Source organism: Saccharothrix sp. NPDC042600, from assembly GCF_040647305.1.
In the GTDB taxonomy this organism is placed as follows: domain Bacteria; phylum Actinomycetota; class Actinomycetes; order Mycobacteriales; family Pseudonocardiaceae; genus Actinosynnema; species Actinosynnema mutabilis.
In genome coordinates this window covers 54,352-74,801 of the sequence record NZ_JBEZBW010000022.1, presented here as the reverse complement: position 1 = coordinate 74,801, position 20,450 = coordinate 54,352, and the positions used below count along the sequence as shown (strand labels likewise).

At 70.3% G+C, this 20,450-nt stretch carries 18 protein-coding genes; all 18 read right to left on the bottom strand.

Going from position 1 to position 20,450, the window contains the following annotated elements:
* Positions 1–60: 60 nt before the first annotated feature.
* The 18 genes from AB0A74_RS16790 to AB0A74_RS16705 all read right to left on the bottom strand — a co-directional run bounded on the left by AB0A74_RS16790 (position 61) and on the right by AB0A74_RS16705 (position 19,836).
* A complete protein-coding gene (locus AB0A74_RS16790) occupies positions 61–1,014 on the bottom strand; it encodes a polyprenyl synthetase family protein (RefSeq protein ID WP_358250309.1) in 954 nt (317 codons plus the stop codon).
* A 99-nt stretch (positions 1,015–1,113) separates the two neighbouring features.
* Positions 1,114–2,676, bottom strand: a complete 1,563-nt coding sequence (gene nuoN / locus AB0A74_RS16785) for an NADH-quinone oxidoreductase subunit NuoN (protein ID WP_358250257.1) — start codon at positions 2,674–2,676, stop codon at positions 1,114–1,116.
* 1 nt (position 2,677) lies between these two features.
* On the bottom strand, positions 2,678–4,240 hold the full coding sequence (locus AB0A74_RS16780; protein WP_358250255.1) for an NADH-quinone oxidoreductase subunit M: 1,563 nt from the start codon (positions 4,238–4,240) through the stop codon (positions 2,678–2,680).
* Positions 4,237–6,141, bottom strand: a complete 1,905-nt coding sequence (gene nuoL, locus AB0A74_RS16775) for an NADH-quinone oxidoreductase subunit L (RefSeq protein ID WP_358250307.1) — start codon at positions 6,139–6,141, stop codon at positions 4,237–4,239. The genes AB0A74_RS16780 and nuoL overlap by 4 nt, the downstream gene beginning before the upstream one ends.
* A gap of 37 nt (positions 6,142–6,178) precedes the next feature.
* Positions 6,179–6,478, bottom strand: coding sequence for an NADH-quinone oxidoreductase subunit NuoK (nuoK, locus tag AB0A74_RS16770; RefSeq protein WP_309117626.1), 300 nt, complete (start codon positions 6,476–6,478; stop codon positions 6,179–6,181).
* Entirely contained in the window at positions 6,475–7,305 is an 831-nt protein-coding gene (locus AB0A74_RS16765; RefSeq protein ID WP_358250253.1) for an NADH-quinone oxidoreductase subunit J, read from the bottom strand. Before AB0A74_RS16765 ends, nuoK begins: the two co-directional genes overlap by 4 nt.
* The gene (gene nuoI / locus AB0A74_RS16760; protein WP_358250251.1) at positions 7,302–7,844 is read right to left on the bottom strand and encodes an NADH-quinone oxidoreductase subunit NuoI; all 543 of its coding nucleotides are present in this window, start codon (positions 7,842–7,844) and stop codon (positions 7,302–7,304) included. The genes AB0A74_RS16765 and nuoI overlap by 4 nt, the downstream gene beginning before the upstream one ends.
* Positions 7,831–9,150 (bottom strand): NADH-quinone oxidoreductase subunit NuoH, encoded by a 1,320-nt coding sequence (gene nuoH / locus AB0A74_RS16755; protein WP_358250249.1) that lies wholly within the window; start codon positions 9,148–9,150, stop codon positions 7,831–7,833. The genes nuoI and nuoH overlap by 14 nt, the downstream gene beginning before the upstream one ends.
* Positions 9,147–11,597, bottom strand: coding sequence for an NADH-quinone oxidoreductase subunit G (locus AB0A74_RS16750; RefSeq protein ID WP_358250247.1), 2,451 nt, complete (start codon positions 11,595–11,597; stop codon positions 9,147–9,149). Before AB0A74_RS16750 ends, nuoH begins: the two co-directional genes overlap by 4 nt.
* Positions 11,594–12,874 (bottom strand): NADH-quinone oxidoreductase subunit NuoF, encoded by a 1,281-nt coding sequence (gene nuoF, locus AB0A74_RS16745; protein WP_358250245.1) that lies wholly within the window; start codon positions 12,872–12,874, stop codon positions 11,594–11,596. Before nuoF ends, AB0A74_RS16750 begins: the two co-directional genes overlap by 4 nt.
* An 11-nt stretch (positions 12,875–12,885) precedes the next feature.
* Positions 12,886–13,686, bottom strand: coding sequence for an NADH-quinone oxidoreductase subunit NuoE (nuoE, locus tag AB0A74_RS16740; RefSeq protein ID WP_358250243.1), 801 nt, complete (start codon positions 13,684–13,686; stop codon positions 12,886–12,888).
* On the bottom strand, positions 13,683–15,074 hold the full coding sequence (locus AB0A74_RS16735; protein ID WP_358250241.1) for an NADH-quinone oxidoreductase subunit D: 1,392 nt from the start codon (positions 15,072–15,074) through the stop codon (positions 13,683–13,685). The genes nuoE and AB0A74_RS16735 overlap by 4 nt, the downstream gene beginning before the upstream one ends.
* Positions 15,071–15,814, bottom strand: a complete 744-nt coding sequence (locus AB0A74_RS16730) for an NADH-quinone oxidoreductase subunit C (protein ID WP_358250240.1) — start codon at positions 15,812–15,814, stop codon at positions 15,071–15,073. The genes AB0A74_RS16735 and AB0A74_RS16730 overlap by 4 nt, the downstream gene beginning before the upstream one ends.
* A 5-nt stretch (positions 15,815–15,819) precedes the next feature.
* Entirely contained in the window at positions 15,820–16,368 is a 549-nt protein-coding gene (locus AB0A74_RS16725; protein ID WP_121224748.1) for an NADH-quinone oxidoreductase subunit B, read from the bottom strand.
* 11 nt (positions 16,369–16,379) lie between these two features.
* Positions 16,380–16,745 carry an NADH-quinone oxidoreductase subunit A gene (locus tag AB0A74_RS16720; protein WP_121224746.1) on the bottom strand — a complete coding sequence of 122 codons (366 nt, stop codon included), beginning with the start codon at positions 16,743–16,745 and terminating at the stop codon, positions 16,380–16,382.
* A 348-nt stretch (positions 16,746–17,093) separates the two neighbouring features.
* On the bottom strand, positions 17,094–18,371 hold the full coding sequence (locus AB0A74_RS16715; protein ID WP_358250237.1) for a geranylgeranyl reductase family protein: 1,278 nt from the start codon (positions 18,369–18,371) through the stop codon (positions 17,094–17,096).
* A 107-nt stretch (positions 18,372–18,478) separates the two neighbouring features.
* Positions 18,479–19,045 carry an NADPH-dependent F420 reductase gene (locus AB0A74_RS16710; RefSeq protein WP_358250235.1) on the bottom strand — a complete coding sequence of 189 codons (567 nt, stop codon included), beginning with the start codon at positions 19,043–19,045 and terminating at the stop codon, positions 18,479–18,481.
* Complete coding sequence (locus tag AB0A74_RS16705) at positions 19,042–19,836, bottom strand: demethylmenaquinone methyltransferase (protein ID WP_358250233.1); 795 nt, start codon at positions 19,834–19,836, stop codon at positions 19,042–19,044. The genes AB0A74_RS16710 and AB0A74_RS16705 overlap by 4 nt, the downstream gene beginning before the upstream one ends.
* Between the last annotated feature and the right edge of the window lie 614 nt (positions 19,837–20,450).

Below are 20,450 nucleotides of genomic sequence, written 5' to 3'. Positions count from 1 at the left end.
CGGCGAGGCGCTTTCAATCTTGAGAGCGCGCAGCGCACACCTAAAGCGAGCCAGACAGGCTCAGTGAGTGCGGGTGACCACGTACTCGCTGACCGACTCCAAGGCATCACGCGCCACACCCGCCGGCAGGTCCACCAACGTCGCCCGCGCACGAGCCGCGTAGTCGTCCAGGGTGGCGCGCGCACGGGCCAACCCCGAAGACGCCCGCAACAGCTCCAACGCCTCCTCGACCTCACCGTCGTCAGTCAGGGGCTGGGCCAGCAGCGCGGCCAACCGCGACTCCGGCTCGTCGGCCAGCGCGTACAGCATGGGCAGCGTCTTCACGCCCTCGCGCAAATCGGTACCAGGCGTCTTGCCCGACTCCGAGGAAGGCGACGCGATGTCGATGACGTCGTCGGAGATCTGGAACGCCGCCCCGATGATCTCGCCGTAGTGCCGCAGCGCCTCGACCTGCGCCGGGGTGACGTCGGAGAACATCGCGCCGTACCGGGCGGCGGTGGCGATCAGCGACCCGGTCTTCTCGGCGATGGTGGTCAGGTAGTGGGCGATCGGGTCCTCGCCGTCGCGCGGGCCCATGGTCTCGCGCATCTGGCCGGTGACCAGCTCGGAGAACGTCTCCGCGATGATCCGCGCCGCCCGCGTGCCCAGGTCCGCGACCAGCGCGGACGCGTGGGCGAACAGGTAGTCGCCGGTCAGGATGGCGATCGAGTTGTCCCACTTCGCGTTGGCCGAGGCCGCGCCGCGGCGCATGGTGGCCTCGTCCATCACGTCGTCGTGGTACAGCGTGGCCAGGTGGGTCAGCTCCACCACGGCCGCCGCCTTGATGACGGCCTCGCGGTCCCACGACGACCCGAACTGGGCGGACAGGATGGTGAACAGCGGGCGGATGCGCTTCCCGCCCGCGTCCACCAAGTGGAGCGACGTCTCCATCACCGGGTGGAACTCGCTCTGCACGACCTTGTGCAGCAGCTCCTCCACCTCGGTGAGCCCCGCCTGAACCACCTCCGCGAGCACGGGGTCCGCAAACCGGAACCCCGTCCCCGCCCGCTCGCTACTGGTCACGCCTGAAGCCTACGTACCACTTGAAGACGAATCCGCCGGTACCCGCCCTATCTAGAAGATGAACCCGCCGGCACCCGCCCAATCGAGCGCGAACGCGGGCCACACCCCCAGCACCAGCGTGATCGCCGCGCCCATGGTGATGGCGATGGTGGTCATCGCGCCGGGCACGCTGACGGTCGGGCCGTCGGCCGCCGGCTCGCTGAAGTACATCAGCACGATGACCCGCAGGTAGAAGAACGCGGCCACCGCGGACGCCACCAGCGCGACCACCACCAGCGGCGCCATGCCGCTCTCCAGCGCAGCCGCGAACACCACGAACTTGCCGATGAAACCGCTGGTCAGCGGGATGCCGGCCAGGGCGAGCAGCAGGAACGTGAACACCGCCGCGGTCACCGGGGACCGCTTGGCCAGGCCCGCCCACTGGGACAGGTGGGTGGCCTCGCCGTCGGCGTTGCGCACCAGCGACACCACGCCGAACGCGGCGATGGTCGTGAAGCCGTAGGCCATCAGGTAGAACATCGTCCCCGACAGGCCCTCCTCCGACAGCGAGATCGACCCGACCAGCAGGAAGCCCGCGTGCGCCACCGACGAGTAGGCGATCATGCGCTTCACGTCGGTCTGGGTGAGGCCCAGCACCGCGCCGATCACCATCGAGGCGATGGCCACGGCCCACAGGACGCCGTTCCACTCCCAGCTCGACCGCTCGAACGCCACGAACAGCACCCGCAGGATGCCGCCGAACGCGGCGACCTTCGTGCAGGCCGCCATGAACGCGGTGATCGGCGTCGGGGAGCCCTGGTAGACGTCCGGCGTCCACGCGTGGAACGGGCCGACCGAGGCCTTGAACAGCAGGCCCACCACCAGCAGGCCGAAGCCCGCGTAGAGCAGCGTGTCGGACCGGTCGGTGCCGGAGGTGGCGGCGGCGATGTCGGCCAGCTTCACCGAGCCCGCGTAGCCGTAGAGCAGGGCCACGCCGTAGAGGAAGAACGCCGACGCGAACGCGCCGAGCAGGAAGTACTTCACCGCGGCCTCCTGCGACAGCAGGCGGCGACGGCGGGCCAGGCCGCACATCAGGTACAGCGGCAGGGACAGCACTTCCAGCGCGATGAACATCGTCAGCAGGTCGTTCGCCGCGACGAACACCATCATCCCGCCGAGCGCGAACAGCGTGAGCGGGAACACCTCGGTCTGCATGCCGAACCGGTTGGCCTGCGCGCGGTCCTGCTTGGTGCCGGGCAGCACGGACGCCTCGGCGACGAACGCGCCGCCGGGCTCGACCGAGCGGTCGGCGATGAGCAGCACCGAGCCGAGGCCGAGGACCAGCAGGGTGGCCCACAGGAAGATCACCGGCTTGTCGACGGCGACCGTGCCGGCGAGGGTCACGACGCCCTGCGGGAGGGCGTCGTTGGCGTGGGCGATGAGCGAGGCGCCCGCGAAGGCCAGGGTGAGCAGGGTCAGCACGACCTGGGTGCTCCACCGCTGGGCCTTGGGCAGGAACGCCTCCACCAGCACGCTGAGGCACGCCGCCCCGAGCACGATGAGGATCGGCGCGACCGCGAGGTAGTCGATCTCCGGGGCCGGCAACCGCTGGGCTTGGGCGAGGAGGTCCGTCACGTCACTTGCCTTCCTGCGCGACCGGGTCGGTCACGCCGACCTCGCTGAGCGTCGCCCCGACGGACGGGGTGATCACGTCCAACACCGGCTGCGGGTAGAACCCGAGCACCAGGATCAGCGCGACCAGCGGCGCGAGCACCGCCAGTTCCCGCTTGTTCAGGTCCGGGACCGGGGCGCGCTCGGGGTCGAGCGCCGCGCCGGGCCCGCCGACCGCGTCGACCAGCGCCGTGCCGCGCACGGGTCCCTGGAACACCCGCTGGTACAGCCACAGGATGTAGAGCGCGGCGAGCACCATGCCGATGGCGGCGAGGATGGTGAACACCGGCTGGTTCGGGAAGGACCCGATGAGCACCAGGAACTCGCTGACGAACGAGTTGGTGCCCGGCAGCGCCAGCGACGAGAGGCCCGCGACGAAGAACAGGCCGCCCAGCACCGGGGTGAGCTTGGCCATGCCGCCGTAGTCCTGGATCAGGCGCGACCCGCCGCGGGCCATCACCATGCCCACGACCAGGAACAGCATGCCGGTCGAGATGCCGTGGTTGACCATGTAGAGCACCGCGCCCGCGCCGGCCTGCGAGCTGAACGCGAAGATGCCCAGCGCGATGAAGCCGAAGTGCGCGATGGACGTGTAGGCGACGAACCGCTTCATGTCGGTCTGGCCGACCGCGAGCAGCGACCCGTACAGCACGCCCGCCACGGCGAGCACCAGCACCAGCGGCGCGAGCTCCTGGCTGGCCAGCGGGAACAGCGGCAGGCAGTAGCGCAGGAACCCGAACGTGCCGATCTTGTCCAGGATGCCGACCAGCAGCACGCCCGCCCCGACCGGGGCCTCGGCGCCGGCGTCGGGCAGCCACGTGTGCAGCGGCACCAGCGGCGCCTTGATCGCGAAGGCGATGAAGAAGCCGAGGAACAGCCAGATCTGCGTGGACAGCGGCAGCTCGCGCGTGACCGTCACGAGCGTGGCCCAGTCGAACGTGCCGGAGCCGAGCTTGTCCCGCGCGGCGACGTACACGCCGATCACCGAGGCGAGCATGACCAGGCCGCCCAGCAGCGAGTACAGGAAGAACTTCATCGCCGCGTACTGCCGGTTCGGCCCGCCGAAGCGGCCGATCAGGAAGTACATCGGGACCAGCACGGCCTCGAAGAACACGTAGAACAGGAACACGTCGGTGGCCGCGAAGACACCGACCATGCCGGTCTCCATGGCCAGCAGCAGGGCGAAGAACCCGCCCGCGCTGCGGCCCTCGGGCAGCTTGTCCGCCCAGGACCCGCCGATGACGACCGGCACCAGGAAGGCGATCAGGGCGATCATCACCAGGGCGATGCCGTCCACGCCGAAGGACAGGTGGATGCCGAACGCCGGGATCCACTCGGCCGAGCTGGTCAGCTGGAGGCGGTCGCCGGCCGGGTCGTAGGCGACCCACGCCAGCACCGCGATCACCAGTTCGGCCAGCGCGAAGGCGAGCGCCACGAGCTTCGCGGTCCGGTCGTTGCCCCGCAGGAAGGCCACCACGACGCTGCCCGCGAGGGGCAGCAGGAGCAGCGCGATCAGCGTCCAGCTCACGAGAACCTCACCATCAGCAGCGCGCCCAGGACGAAGATCGCACCCAGGAGCATGGAGAGCGCGTACGAGCGCACGAACCCGGTCTGCAAGCGGCGCAGCCGGCCCGAGCTACCGCCCAGCAGCGCGGCCGAGCCGTTGACCAGCCCGTCCACGCCCTTGTTGTCGACGAACACCAGCGCGCGGGTGAGCCAGGTGCCCGGCCGCGCGAACAGCGCCTCGTTGAGCGCGTTGCCGTACAGGTCGTTGCGCGCGGCGCGGACCACGAACGACACCCGCTCGGGCCGCTGCACCGGCTGCGGCCGGCGGCCGAAGAACAGCCACGCGACCAGCACGCCCAGCGCGGACAGGCCCAGCACCAGGAAGTTGACCACGGTGTGGTCGAGCACGCCGTGCTGCTCCTGCAGCTCGCCCAGCGACGGGGACAGCCAGTTCGCGAGGTTGTCGCCACTCGCGAGGAACGCGCCCGCGCCGACCGAGCCGATGGCCAGCAGGATCATCGGGACCGTCATGGTCAGGCCCGACTCGTGCGGGTGGTACTCGCGGCCGTCCTCGCTCTTCAGGTCGGTCCAGCGCGGCTTGCCCAGGAACACCAGGAACAGCAGGCGGGTCATGTAGAACGCGGTGATGCCCGCGCCCAGCGCCGCCGCGCCGCCGAACACCCAGCCGCGCCAGCCGTGCTCGCTGAACGCCGCCGCGATGATGGCGTCCTTGGAGAAGTAGCCGGACAGGAACGGGAAGCCGATCAGCGCGAGGTAGCCCAGCGTCCAGGTGATGAACGTGATGGGCATCTTGCGCCACAGGCCGCCCATGCGGCGGATGTTGCCCTCGTCGTTCATGCCGTGCATGACCGAACCGGCGCCGAGGAACAGCCCGGCCTTGAAGAAGCCGTGCGTGAGCAGGTGCATGATGCCCAGCGCGTAGCCCACGGGACCGAGGCCGACGGCGAGGATCATGTAGCCGATCTGGCTGACCGTCGAGTACGCGAGGACCTTCTTGAAGTCGTCGTACGCGCAGCCGATGATGCACCCGATGATCAACGTCAGCGCACCGATGATCATGACGACCAGGCGGCCGTCGGCGGAGGCGTTGTAGATCGGGTTGGACCGGGCGATCAGGTAGACGCCCGCGGTGACCATCGTGGCCGCGTGGATCAGCGCCGACACCGGCGTGGGGCCGGCCATGGCGTCCGGGAGCCACGCCTGGAGCGGGAACTGGCCGGACTTGCCGCACGCGCCCAGGAGCAGCAGCAGCGTCACCGCGGTGACCTCGGCCGCGGACAGCTCGCCGACGCGGGCGAACACGTCGGTGTACTGGGTGGTGCCCAGCTCCTTGAACAGGATGAAGATGGCGATCGCGAGACCCAGGTCGCCGACCCGGTTCATCAGGAACGCCTTCTTCGCGGCGCTGGCCGCCTCCGGCTTGTACTGGTACCAGCCGATCAGCAGGTAGGAGGCGAGACCCACGCCCTCCCAGCCGAAGTACAGGGTCACGAAGCCGTCGCCCAGCACCAGCAGCAGCATGGCCGCGACGAAGAGGTTCAGGTAGGCGAAGAACTTCCGCCGCCCGGCCTCGTGCGCCATGTAGCCGATCGAGTAGATGTGGATCAGCGACCCGACACCGGTGATCAGCAGGACGAACGTCAGCGACAGCGGGTCGAGCCGCAGCCCGGCCTCGACGTTGAGCGCGTTGACCGGCACCCAGTCGAACAGGTGCAGCTCGCTGGTCCGCTCACCGGTCTGCCCGATGGTCTCGAAGAACAGCGCCACGCCGTACGCGAACGCCGCGAGCACGGTCGCGCAGCCCAGCAGGTGGCCCCACTTGTCGGTGCGCCGCCCGCCCAACAACAGCACGGTCGCGCCGAAGGCGGGCAGCGCGAGCAACAACCAGGCGAGACTGCCGATCCCGCTGGCGGCAACAGGTTCCGTCACCGTCGACCTCTCAGTACTTCAGCAGGTTGGAGTCGTCGACCGAGGCCGAGCGACGCGTCTTGAAGATCGCCATGATGATCGTCAGGCCGACCACGACCTCCGCCGCGGCCACGACCATCACGAAGAACGCCATCACCTGGCCGTCGAGCCCGCCGTTGATGCGGGCGAACGTGACCAGGCTGAGGTTCACGGCGTTGAGCATCAGCTCGATGCACATGAACACGACGATGGCGTTGCGCCGCACCAGCACGCCGACCGCGCCGAGGCTGAACAGCAGGGCGGACAGCAGCAGGTAGTAGGTGGGGGTCACGACTGGTCTCCCTTGAGCGCGTGCGCGTCGGGCTGGTGCGCCGTGCCGGAGACCTCCGCGACGTCGTCCTCCAGCCGCTCCTTCGCGGTCGTCTCGATCAGCTCGGACAGCGACTCCTGCGCGACCGAGCCGTCGGGCAGCAACGCGGGCGTGGCGACCGAGTTGGCCGTGGCGAACACGCCGGGGCCGGGCAGCGAGCCCACCCGGTCGCCGCGGAAGCGCTCCTCGACCAGTTCCTTCTGCGTCTTCTTCGCCTCCTTGGACTTGGAGGTGAAGGCCAGCACCATCGCGCCGACCGCCGCCGTGATGAGCAGCGCGGAGGTCAGTTCGAACGGGAACAGGTAGTCGGTGAACAGCGCCTCGCCGATGTTGGCGACGTTGCCGCCGTTCTGCGTGTTCTGCCGCGCCAGGCCGATCGCGTCCACGTCGGTCAGCGCGCGGGCCAGGGAGCCGACCACGAGGGCCGCGAACCCGATGCCGAGCACGGTGGCCGCGAGCCGCTGCCCGCGCAGCACCTCCACGACGGAGTCCGAGCTGTCCCGGCCGACCAGCATCAGCACGAACAGGAACAGCATCATGATCGCGCCGGTGTAGACGATGATCTGCACGAAGCCCAGGAAGGGCGCCTGCTGGACCATGTAGAGCACGCCGAGGCTGAGCATGGTGAGCACCAGCCACAGCGCGGAGTGCACGGCGTTGCGGGCGAACAGCATGCCCAGCGCGCCGGCCAGGGCCAGGGGTCCGAGGATCCAGAACGCGACCGCCTCGCCGGTGGTGACGGTGTCCACCACGCGCTCGACGGTGTCCGGCTGGAGCAGGAGGTTCACCGGCCCTCCTGCTTCGCCTTGATGTCCGCCTCGGCCTGCAGGCGCGGGCCGTTGACGTAGTAGTCCTGCTCGTTCTCGCCCAGCCGCATCGGGTGCGGCGGCTGCTCCATGCCGGGCAGCAGGGGCGCGAGCAGGTCCTCCTTGGTGAAGATCAGCTTCTGCCGGTCGTCGTCGGCCAGCTCGTACTCGTTGGTCATGGTGAGCGAGCGGGTCGGGCACGCCTCGATGCACAGGCCGCAGCCGATGCAGCGCAGGTAGTTGATCTGGTAGTCGGCGCCGTAGCGCTCACCGGGCGAGTAGCGCTCGTCCTCGGTGTTGTCGCCGCCCTCGACGAAGATCGCGTCCGCCGGGCAGGCCCACGCGCACAGCTCGCAGCCGACGCACTTCTCCAGCCCGTCCGGGTGCCGGTTGAGCTGGTGGCGGCCGTGGAACCGCGGCGCGGTGACCTTCTTGACCTCGGGGTACTCCTCGGTGACGACCTTCTTGAACATCGTCCCGAAGGTCACGCCGAAGCCCTTGACGGGATCAAGCATCCCCATCGCCGGCCTCCTCCCTGGATGCGGTAACCGCTGCGGGTTCCTTGGTTTCGCCGGGCAGGTCCGCCACCGGCACCTGGCGCCGCCGCGGCGGCGACTTGGGGACCTGGAGGTCCAGCGGCGGCACGGGGAAGCCGCCGCCGGTGACCGGCACGGCGTTCGGGTCGCGCACCTCGCGCTTGTCCGGCAGCAGGAACGCCACCAGCAGCACGACGCCGAGGACCGCGCCGAACACGGCGAGCACGGTGGACGTGCTCAGCGAGTCGGACTCGATCTCCTGGCGCACGTACCGGGCGAACGCCACCGCGACGAACCACACCAGCGCGATCGGGACCAGGAACTTCCAGCCCAGCCGCATGAACTGGTCGTAGCGCAGGCGGGGCAGGGTGCCGCGCAGCCAGATGAACAGGAACAGGAACGCGAGCGTCTTGAGCACGAACCACAGCAGGCCGAACCAGCCGGAGTTGAGCAGGTGGTCGTCGCCGACGAACGGGAACCGCCAGCCGCCCAGGAACAGGGTCGTGGCCAGCGCGGAGACGGTCACCATGTTGACGTACTCGGCGAGGAAGAACAGCGCGAACTTCAGCGAGCTGTACTCGGTGTGGAAGCCGCCGACCAGCTCCGACTCGGCCTCGGGGAGGTCGAACGGGGCGCGGTTGGTCTCGCCGACCATCGAGGTCACGTAGATCAGGAAGCTCACCGGCAGCAGGTAGAAGTACCAGCCGCCGGCCTGCGAGGCGACGATGTCCGAGGTGGACAGCGAGTGCGAGTGCATGACGACCGCGACGATCGACAGGCCCATCGCGATCTCGTAGGAGATCACCTGCGCGGCCGACCGCAGCGCGCCCAGCAGCGGGTACGGCGAGCCGGAGGCCCAGCCGGACAGCACGATGCCGTAGACGCCCAGCGAGGAGCAGGCCAGCACGACCAGCACGCCGACCGGCAGGTCCACGAGCTGGAGGGCGGTGCGCTCGCCGAACAGCGACACCTCGCCGCCCAGCGGGATCACCGAGAAGGCGACGAACGCGGGGATGCAGGAGATCACCGGGGCCAGGAAGAACACCCACTTGTCCGCCAGGACCGGGCGGATGTCCTCCTTGAACGCCAGCTTGAGGCCGTCGGCCAGCGACTGGAGCCAGCCGCCCGGGCCGACCCGGTTGGGGCCGGGCCGCTGCTGCATGCGAGCGACGACCTTGCGCTCCCAGTTGATCATGAACAGGGTCATGACGACGAGGAACGCGAAGATCCCGACGACCTTGACGACGATCAGCCAGACCGGGTCGTCGGCGAGGAGTTCGGCGGTGCTCATTCCTTGCCTCCGCTAGTGACCGTGACGACCGACCCGTGGCCGGCGACGAGGGTGCGCCGCACGGTGGCCGCGCCCGAGTTGCCCGGCAGCCACACGACGCCGTCGGGCAGGTCGGCGGCCTCGACCGGCAGCGTCACCGCGCCCCGGTCGGTGGACACGGTGACCTCGCCGCCGAGCTCGACGCCCAGGCGGGCGGCCGTGGCCTGCGACAGCTTGGCCACCACCGGCCGGGCGGTGCCCGCCAGGTGCGGCTCGTCGTCCTGCAGCGAGCCGTTGTCCAGCAGCCGCCGCCACGTGGCGAGCACGACCTGGCCGTCCTTGGGCTGCGGGAGCAGCGGGGCGGCGACGGTCGGGGCCTGCGCCGAGACCACGCCGCGGCCCAGCCGCTCGAAGTCCGCGGCGGCCGACGCCGGGGTCTGGGTGAACAGGTCGGCGTCCATCTCGACGGCCAGCGTGTCCAGCACGCGGCCGTCGGGCAGCGCGCCGGTGCCCTCCAGGGTCAGGCCGAACGGGCGGTGCCGACCCTCCCAGTTGACGTAGCTGCCCGCCTTCTCCACCGCCGGGGCGACCGGGAGCACCACGTCGGCGTGCGCGGTGACCGCGCTGTGCCGCAGCTCCAGGCTCACCACGAAGCCGACGAACTCCAGCGCGCGCAGCGCCAGCGCCGGGTCGGGCAGGTCGAACGGGTCCACGCCGCCGACCACCAGCGCGCCCAGGCCACCGCTCGCGGCGGCGGTCAGGATGCCGGTGGTGTCGCGGCCGGGCTTGGCGGGCAGCGCGCCCTCGGCCAGGCCCCACGCCCGCTCGACCTCGGCGCGGGCGGCGTCGTCGGACACCAGCCGGCCGCCGGGCAGCAGCGTCGGCAGCAGGCCGGCCTCCAGCGCGCCCCGCTCGCCGGCGCGGCGCGGGACCCAGGCGACCTTCGCGCCCGTGCTCTTCGCGAGCGCGGACACCGCGGAGAACAGGCCGGGGACCTCGGCGGCGCGTTCGCCGACCAGGATCACCGAACCGGGCTTGGCCAGCTCCTCCACCACGTCGGCGGCGTGCTCGGGCAGGGCGTTCAGCGCGGCGGGCTCGCCGCCGGGCACGCACGCCAGCAGCGTGCCGAACGTCTTCTCCACGGCGGGCGAGGTGAACTGGCCCAGGTGGAACACCTTCGTCTTCTTCGCGCGGGCCGCCTTGCGCAGCCGCAGGAAGACGATCGGCGCCTCCTCCTCGGGCTCGAACGCCACCAGCAGCGCGGCCGGCGCGGCCTCGATGCCCTTGAAGGTGACACCGCCGGTCTCCGGGGTGACGCCCAGGACGGTCGAGGTCAGGAACTCCAGCTCCTCCGCCGAGTGGGCGCGGGCGCGGAAGTCCACGTCGTTGGTGCGCAACGCGATGCGGGCGAACTTGGCGTACGCGTACGCGTCCTCCAGGGTCAGCCGGCCGCCGGCGAGCACGCCGACGCCCTTGCCGTCCCGCGCCTTCGCCAACCCGGCCGCCGCGACCTGCAACGCCTCGGTCCACGACGACTCGCGCAGCTCACCGGTGGCCTCGTCGCGCACCAGCGGACGGGTGATCCGGTCGGCGGCGGTGGCGTAGCGGAACGCGAAGCGGCCCTTGTCGCAGATCCACTCCTCGTTGACCTCGGGGTCGTCACCGGCGAGCTTGCGCTGCACCTTGCCGCGCCGCCAGTCGGTGCGCTCGGCGCAGCCCGACGAGCAGTGCTCGCACACGCTCGGCGTGGACACCAGGTCGAACGGCCGCGCCCGGAACCGGTAGGCGGCCGAGGTCAGCGCGCCGACCGGGCAGATCTGGATGGTGTTGCCGGAGAAGTACGACTGGAACGGCTTCTCCTGCGCCACACCGATCTGCTGCTGCGCGCCGCGCTCCAGCAGCTCGATGAACGGGTCGCCCGCGATCTGCGCCGAGAACCGCGTGCACCGCTGGCACAGCACGCACCGCTCGCGGTCCAGCAGCACCTGGGTGCTGATCGGGATCGGCTTGGGGAACGTGCGCTTGTGCTCGTGGAACCGGGAGTCGGCGCGGCCGTGCTTGAGCGCCTGGTTCTGCAGCGGGCACTCGCCGCCCTTGTCGCAGATCGGGCAGTCCAGCGGGTGGTTGATGAGCAGCAGCTCCATCACGCCCTGCTGCGCCTTGTCCGCGACCGGTGAGGTGAGCTGCGTCTTGACCACCATGCCGTCGGCGACGGTCATCGTGCAGGACGCCTGCGGCTTCGGCATCGGCCGGCCGCCCATCTCCACCTCGACCAGGCACTGGCGGCACGCGCCCGCCGGGTCCAGCAGCGGGTGGTCGCAGAACCGGGGCACGACGATGCCCAGCCGCTCCGCGGTGCGGATCAGCAGCTCGCCCTTGGGCGCGACGACCTCGATGCCGTCGATGACGAGCTTGACGTGACCCTCGGGAACCACCAGCTCGGTGCTCTTGTCAGGGGCGATCGTCATGCCGTTGCTCCTGCGAGAACCCGGGAGTTCTGGTCGCACAGGGCCAGGAACTCGTCCTTGAAGTACTTGATGCCGCTGGTGATGGGGCTGACCGCGCCGTCACCCAGGGCGCAGAACGAGCGGCCCAGGATGTTGTCGCAGACGTCCAGCAGCGTGTCGATGTCCCCGGCCGTGCCCTCGCCGCGCACCATGCGCTGGAGGATCTGGACGAGCCAGTAGGTGCCCTCGCGGCACGGCGTGCACTTGCCGCACGACTCGTGCTTGTAGAACTCGGTCCACTTCATGACCGCCCACGGCACGGACACCGTCTCGTTGAAGATCTGCAACGCGGTGGTGCCCAGCATCGAGCCCGCCTCGGCCGCGCCCTCGAAGTCCAGCGGCACGTCGAGGTGCTCGGCGGTGAACAGCGGGGTGGACGAGCCGCCCGGCGTCCAGAACTTCAGCGGGATGCCGTCCTTCATGCCGCCCGCCATGTCCAGCAACTGCCGCAGGGTCGTGCCCATCGGCGCCTCGTACTGGCCGGGGCGCTCGACGTGACCGGACAGCGAGTAGATCTTCGGGCCCGGGGACCGCTCGCGGCCCATGGTGCGGAACCAGTCCGCGCCGCCGTTGACGATGTACGGGACCGACGCGATGGTCTCGACGTTGTTCACCACGGTCGGCGACGCGTAGAGGCCGGCGGTCGCGGGGAACGGCGGCTTGAGCCGCGGCTGGCCCCGCTTGCCCTCCAGGGAGTCCAGGAGCGCGGTCTCCTCGCCGCAGATGTAGGCGCCCGCGCCGGCGTGCACCACCACGTCGAGGTCGAAGCCCGAGCCGAGGATGTCCTTGCCCAGGTAGCCCGCCGCGTACGCCTCCCGCACGGCCGCGTCGAGCCGGCGGATGCAGTGCAGCACCTCGCCGCGCACGTAGATCGCGGCGAAGTTCGCGCGGATCGCGTACGAGGTGATGATGATGCCCTCGATCAGCGAGTGCGGGTCCGCCATCATCAGCGGGATGTCCTTGCAGGTGCCCGGCTCGCCCTCGTCGGCGTTGATGACGAGGTAGTGCGGCTTGCCGTCGCCCTGCGGGATGAAGCCCCACTTCATGCCGGTCGGGAAGCCCGCGCCGCCCCGGCCGCGCAGGCCGGAGTCCTTGCACTGCTGGATGAGCTGGTCCGGGTGGGCCTTGAGCGCCTTGCGCAGCGCCGTGTACCCCTCCAGCTGCTCGTAGGTCTTCAGCGTCCACGAGCGCGGCGACAGCCAGCGCTTGGTGAGGACCGGAGTCAGTTGGTCGACCACGTTCGCCTCCCCTACTTCTTTTCCGGCAGCGGCGGGAACTCCGCGTCGTCCGGCATCGCGGGCGCGGTCCAGCCGCGGTCCGCCGCCAGCGCGGCGCCCCGCACGGTCTCCGGCGCGGCCGACGGACCGTCCAGGTCCGCCTCCCGGCCCTCGAAGAAGCCCGCGAGCTGCAACTCGGCCTGGCGGAAGTCGGTGAGCGGCGCGCCCCGCGTCGGGTGCGGCTTCTCGCCCGCCTGCAACGCCTTGACCAGCTCCAACGCCTTCTCGGGCGTCTGGTTGTCGAAGAACTCGTAGTTCACCTGGAGGACCGGGCCGAGGTCGCACGCGGCGAGGCACTCGGCGTGCTCCAGCGTGATCGAGCCGGGCGTGCCCGGCTCGCCCGAGGTCTCCTCGTGGCCCAGCGGCTTGCCGTCGGCGCCCAGGTGCTCCCGCAGCTTCGCGTAGATCGCGTCACCGCCCAGCGCGGCGCACAGGGTGTTCGTGCACACGCTCACCAGGTGCTCGCCGCACGGCCGCCGCTTGTACATCGTGTAGAAGGTCGCGACCGCGCTGACCTCGGCGTGGGTCAGGTCGAGCTGGTCGGCGCAGAACGCGATCCCGGCCTGGCTGACGTACCCCTCGACCGACTGCACCAGGTGCAGCATCGGCAGCAGCGCCGACCGCGGGAACGGGTAGCGGGCGATGATCGCCCGCGCCCGGTCCACCGTCGCCTGGTCGAACACGCTGGTGTCGTACGGCGTCTCGTGCACCAGGTGCGCGGTCTCCGCCGGGTCCAGCGGCGAAGCCTCAAGGACTTCCTCGGGAGTGCTCATCGGTCACAACCACCCATCACCGGGTCGATAGAGGCCACCGACGCGATGACGTCGGCGACCATGCCGCCCTCGCACATCGCGGGCATCGACTGGAGGTTCACGAAGCTGGGTTCGCGCACGTGCACGCGCATCGGCCGGGTGCCGCCGTCGGAGACCAGGTGGTAGCCCAGCTCGCCGCGCGGCGACTCGATCGGCACGTACACCTGGCCCGCCGGCACCTGGAAGCCCTCGGTCACCAGCTTGAAGTGGTGGATCAGGGACTCCATGGACTGGCCCATGATCTTGCGGACGTGCTCCAGCGAGTTGCCCATGCCGTCCGCGCCGATCGTCAACTGCGCCGGCCACGCGATCTTGGCGTCCTCCACCATGACCGGGCCCGGCTCCAGGCGGTCCACCGCCTGCCGGACGATCTTGAGCGACTCGTGGATCTCCGCCAGCCGCAGCCGGTAGCGGGCGAACGAGTCCGCGTCGGTCGAGGTCGGCACCTCGAACTCGTAGTTCTCGTAGCCCGAGTACGGCTCGACCTTGCGCAGGTCCCACGGCAGGCCCGCGGACCGCAGGATCGGGCCGGTGATGCCCAGCGCGAGGCACGCGTCCACCGGCAGGTAGCCGATGCCCTGCAGGCGGTTGCGCCAGATCGGCTGGCCGGTGAGCAGCTTGTCGTAGTCCGGCAGCCGCGAGTCCATGACCTTGATGAAGTCGCGGATGCGCTGCGGCGCGTCGGCCGGGATGTCCTGCGCCAGGCCGCCGGGGCGGATGTAGGCGTGGTTCATCCGCAGACCGGTCAGGAACTCCAGCAGGTGCAGGACTTCCTCGCGCTCGCGGAAGCCCGCGGTCATGCCGGTGAGCGCTCCCAGCTCCATGCCGCCGGTGGCCAGGGCCACCAGGTGCGAGGAGATCCGGTTGAGCTCCATCAGCAGGACCCGGATCGTCTGCGCGCGGGCCGGGGCCTCGACGCCGAGCAGCTTCTCCACGGCCAGGCAGTACGCGGCCTCGTTGTGCAGCGGCGCCAGGTAGTCCATGCGCGTCACGAAGGTGACGCCCTGGGTCCAGTTCCGGTACTCGCAGTTCTTCTCGATGCCGGTGTGCAGGTAGCCGATGACGCTGCGGGCCTGGGTGACGGTCTCACCCTCCAGCTCCAGCACCAGGCGCAGCACGCCGTGCGTCGACGGGTGCTGCGGGCCCAGGTTCATGACGATGCGCTCGTCGCCCGCCGCCTCGGCCAGCACCTCGTCCCAGTCGCCGCCGGTCACCGTGTAGACGGTGCCCTCGGTCGTCTGGCGGGACGTGGCGTCGTACGGGTCGCGGCTCTGCGCGGCGGTGTCGGACTCGCGGCCCACCGTGCTGGTGTCGGTGCCCGTGGTCACGTCGGAAAGACGTTCGGTCATGAGTAGGACCGCCTCTGGTCTGGCGGGGGGATCTCCGCGCCCTTGTACTCGACGGGGATGCCGCCCAGCGGGTAGTCCTTCCGCTGCGGGTGGCCGTCCCAGTCGTCCGGCATGAGGATCCGGGTCAGCCCCGGGTGGCCGTCGTAGACGATGCCGAACATGTCCCAGGCTTCCCGCTCCTGCCAGTCCGCCGTGGGGTAGACCGACACGACGCTGGGGATGTGGGCGTCGTCCACGTCGACCGCGACCTCCAGCCGGATGCGCCGGCGGTAGGTCATCGACGTCAGGTGGTACACCGAGTGCAGCCGCTGCGGGGCGTCCGGCCCGTAGTCCACCCCGGACACCGAGCTGCACAGCTCGAAGCGCAGCGCCGGGTCGTCGCGCAGGATCCGCGCCACCTCGACCAGGTTCTCCCGGCGCAGGTAGAACGTGATCTCGCCGCGGTCCACGGTGATCTGCTGGATGGTGTCGGCGGGCAGGCCCTTTTCGTGGATCGCGCCGATCAGCTCGTCGGCGACCTCGTCGAACCAGCCGCCGAACGGCCGCTCGCTGGGCGCGGCGACGTGGGCGGGCAGCCGCAGGCCGCCGAAGCCCGACGTGTCACCGGAGCCGGCGACGCCGAACATGCCCTTGCGGGCCTTGCCCGCGACGATGGGTGCCTTCGGCGCGGCGCCGTTGGTCGCCTCCAAGCCCTCGACGGCGCGCTGCGCGCTGGAGTGCTCGTCCCCTGCCTGCGTCATCTCACTCACTTCTTCGCAAAGCGCTGGGACGACGGGATCAGCTCGGTGCGCTTGCCCTGCTCGGCCAGCAGCGCGGCCCGGTTCTGCCCCAGCGGCTCGTCCATGATCTTCGCGTGGATCTTGAGGATCGCGTCGATCAGCATCTCCGGCCGCGGCGGGCAGCCCGGCAGGTACATGTCGACCGGCACGACGTGGTCCACGCCCTGCACGACCGCGTAGTTGTTGAACATGCCGCCGCTGGACGCGCACACGCCCATCGCCAGCACCCACCGCGGTTCGGGCATCTGGTCGTAGATCTGGCGCAGCACCGGGGCCATCTTGTTGGTCACCCGGCCCGCGACGATCATCAGGTCGGCCTGGCGCGGCGAGGCGCGGAAGACCTCCATGCCGAACCGCGCGAGGTCGTAGCGCGGGCCGCCGGTGGTCATCATCTCGATGGCGCAGCAGGCGAGGCCGAACGTGGCGGGCCAGAGCGAGGACTTGCGGGTCCAGTTGACCAGCTTCTCCACGCTGGCGAGCAGGATGCCGTTCGGGAGCTTCTCTTCGAGGCCCACGGGTCTTCCCCTCAGTTCCAGTCGAGGCCGCCGCGCCGCCACACGTAGGCGTACGCGAAGCCGACCGTCGCGACGAACAGTGCGATCTCCACCAGGCCGAACAGGCCGAGCCGGTCCGCGGAGACCGCGAAGGGGTAGAGGAACACCATTTCGATGTCGAACAGGATGAACAGCATCGCCGTGAGGTAGTAGGCGACCGGCATGCGGCCACCGCCGACCACGGGCTGGGGTGACGGTTCGATGCCGCACTCGTAGGCGTCGAGCTTCGCCTTGTTGTAGCGGCGGGGCCCGATGTAGGGGGCGGCCGTCACGGAGAACAGGGCGAAGGCCGCGGCGAGGGCGAACATCAATACGAGGGGGAGGTAAGGGTCCAGCACTCTCCGTCGTCCTTTCCTCGCGTCGTCGCGGTGGTGGTGGCACCGCTGACAGTTGCGCACCCTAAGGGTGTTCTTGCGGCCTCCGGAGGTTAGGCGCACCTAACTTTCCGCAGGTCGCTTGTGAAACAGTTCACAAGGCATCTCAGCCGGTTGTGAACTGATTCACAAGACCTGGAGGTCAGTGTAGAACGTCACACAGAGGCGTGAACCGCACCCCCTTTACATGCTCTGACCTGGTCTTACACGGTGCAGATCAACAGCTTTGGCGGCGTGGAGTGAACGGGAGCACACCCAAAACGAAACAGCGCCGACCCGGAGGTCGGCGCTGCGTCGGCTAGTGGGGCCCGATTAGGCCGTTGGGGTGAGCTTTGTGGCGGCCGTGATGAGACGGTCGAAGGAGTCGCCGTCCTTGGGGTCGTAAAGGCCCGCGAGCAGCTTCAGGACCAGTTTCATCAGCGTTTTCCGAGGTAGGCCGTACTTGGTCGCCGTGCGCATGACCGTCGGGTTGCCGATGAGCCTGGAGAAGACGTTGCCCAGGCGGTAGTAGCTGCCCAGGGCCTGCTCGATCCGGACGGGGTAGCCGTGAAGTGCGCGTTCCCGGCTGTAGCCGGTGCGGGCGAGGCCCTGGACGACCGACTCGGCCGCGATCCGGGCCGACTCCATGGCGTAACCGATGCCCTCGCCGTTGAACGGGTTCACCATGCCACCGGCGTCACCCACCAGGAGCAGCCCGTCGCGGTAGTGCGGCTTCCGGTTCAGGCCCATGGGCAGCGCCGCGCCGCCGATGCGGCTGGTCGCGTTCTCCTCGCGGAAGCCCCACTCCTCCGGGGTCCCGTCGAGCCAGGAGCGCAGCAGCGCGCGGTAGTCCGTGGTGCCGTAGGCCTTGGAGGTGCTGAGGATGCCCAGGCCGACGTTCACCGTGCCGTCGCCCATGCCGAAGATCCAGCCGTAGCCGGGGAGCAGGACGTCGTTCTGGCGGTCCCACAGCTCCAGGTGCGACTCCAGGTAGTCGTCCTTGGTGCGGGGGCTGGCGTAGTAGCGGCGGACGGCCACGCCCATCGGCTTGGCGTCGTTCTTCTGGATGCCGACGCTGAGCGCCAGGCGGGCGGAGACGCCGTCGCAGCCCAGGACGATCGGGGCGCGGTAGGTGACCGGCCGCTTGTCCGGGCCGGCCTTGGCCTCGACGCCGACCACGCGGCCGTTCTCGGTGATGGCCCCGGTGACCGTCGTCTGCTCGTGGAGGCGCGCGCCCGCCTGTTGCGCGGTCTTGGCGAGCATCTCGTCGAAGTCCTGGCGGGGGCGGACCACGCCGTAGGGCGGGAAGGTCGCCAGGTCCGGCCAGTCCAGTTCCAGCGTGACCCCGCCGCCGACGACCCGCAGGCCGCGGTTGTGCAGCCAGCCGGCCTCTTCCCTGGTGTCGATGCCCAGGTCGATGAGCTGCTTCACGCCGCGCGGGGTGAGCCCGTCGCCGCAGACCTTCTCGCGGGGGAACGTGCTCTTCTCCAACAGCAGCACGTCCAGGCCCGCGCGGGCCAGGTAGGTCGCGGCCGTGGACCCCGCGGGTCCCGCGCCGACCACGATCACCTCGGCGTCCTCGCCTGCCCTGCGGCGGCTGGGAGTCGTCATCCCCGCTCCTTGTGCGTCAGTTCACAAAGTCCCGGGGTCGAGTCTACTTATGCCTTCCTGAGGCCTTCTCAGTCCTGTTGCCCGTGCTCAGTCCTGCCGGCCGGCGCTCAGTCCTGTTGCACGAGGCTGAGCCCGGGCAGCGGCCCACCCGGGTACTGCTGGAGCCGCCCACCGACCTCCAACGACCCGAGGTCGATCGCGGCCCACCCGGCGGACTCGACCAGCTCGGCGACCACCTTCGTGGCCCCGGGGTCGTCGCCGGACAGGAAGATCACCGTGCGGGCGTCCCGTTCGAGCCGCTCGGGGCTGAGCGTGTTGAACCCCTTGACCAGCCGCGCGCCCGGGACCTTCTCGGCGACGATCGCGCTGGAGGGCCGGCCGCCGATGTCCGCGAACACGAAGCCGGGGAGGATCGGGTTGCTGGTGTCCACCACGACCTTGCCGGTCCAGTCGCGCCCCGCGGTCACGGCGTCCATGGCGACCCACGGCACGGCGAGGAACGTGACGTCCCGCCCCTCGACCGCCTGGTCCACGGTGCCCTTGGCGACGCCGTCGAGCTCGGGCAGCGTCTCGGGCCCGCGGCTGTTGGCGATCACCACGTCGTGCCCGGCGCGGGCGAGCTTCTTCGCGACCGACGCACCGATGTTCCCCGCGCCGACAACCCCGACCTTCACTCGCCCTCGCCCTCCACGGCCTCGCCGGCTCCCGCCGGCCGGCTCGCCTCCGCCGACTCGCTGATCTCACCCGTCTCGCTGATCTCCGCCGGCTCGCTGATCTCCGCCGGCTTGGTGGCCCGGTGCAGCGCGACCATGCCGAAGGTCAGGTTCATCCAGGCGACGTCCTCCCACCCGGCCCTGGCGACGATCTCCGCGAGCGCCCGCTGGTCCGGCCAGGTCCGCATGGACTCGGCGAGGTACTGGTACGCCTCGGGGTTCGAGGAGACGAACCGGCCGATGAAGGGGAGGATCCGGAGCAGGTAACGCATGTAGACGAACCGGAAGGGCCGGAACGTCGGCGTGGAGACCTCGCAGATCACCAGCCGGCCGCCGGGTTTGACCACGCGGGCCATCTCGCGGAGCGCGGCTTCGGTGTCGTTGAAGTTGCGGAGCCCGAAGGAGACCGTGACGGCGTCGAAGGCGTTGTCCGCGAACGGCAGCCGGAGGGCGTCGGCGGCGACCTTGGGCACGTCCCGGTGCCGGCCGCCGAGCAACATGCCGATCGAGAAGTCGGCCGCGACGCACCACGCGCCGGACGCCGCGTACTCGACGGTGGACACGGCCGTCCCGGCCGCGAGGTCGAGCACCTTCTCCCCGGCCCGAGCGTCGAGAACCCGCCGACTCCACTCCCGCCAGCGCCGGTCGAACCCCAGGGTCATGACGGAGTTCGTGCGGTCGTAGCCCGCGGCCACGCCGTCGAACATCTCGGCAACCTCGCGGGGGTTCTTGTCCAAACCTGCACGCGACATGACCAAAGCCTAGGCGACACCCCCTGAGACCGAAATCCCGCACACCCCCAGGCAGCCTGACCTGCACGAACGCCCATTACTCACGCTGGCGCGAGCCGTCCAGGTTTACTGCGGACGCAATGTTCACCCGATGTCGCGAATTGATCGCAATTCGGGCACCTTCAGGCTTCGCCGAACGTTGCCGTAAAGAAGAGGAGGCGGCACGGCGCAAGGCAAACGCACCCTCACACCACCCCCAACCACACCACACCTACAGCCGACACAAGCCAGCGAACCTGCCAGCCCCAGCCCCCGATCACCCAGCAGCCCGCCCACCCAGCAGCCCGCCCACCCAGCACCGCCCGCCCCCGCCCACTCCAACCCCGCCCACTCCGCCCGCGCCCAACCCGCCCCCCACACGCTCCGCCCCACCCGAGCCACCACACGCCGCCATGCTCCAGCGCAGGTAGCGCGAGCACGCGGCCCTGGGCCGGCTGGGGTGGCGGGTCACCGGGTGGCGGGTCGTGGGCCTGAGGGGCTGGCGGGTGTCCGCCCGGGGTGCGCGCGTGCGGCTCGCGGGCTTAGGCGGCGGGCGCAGGGTGCCGGTCGAGGCGGCGGGCGCAGGGTGCCGGTTG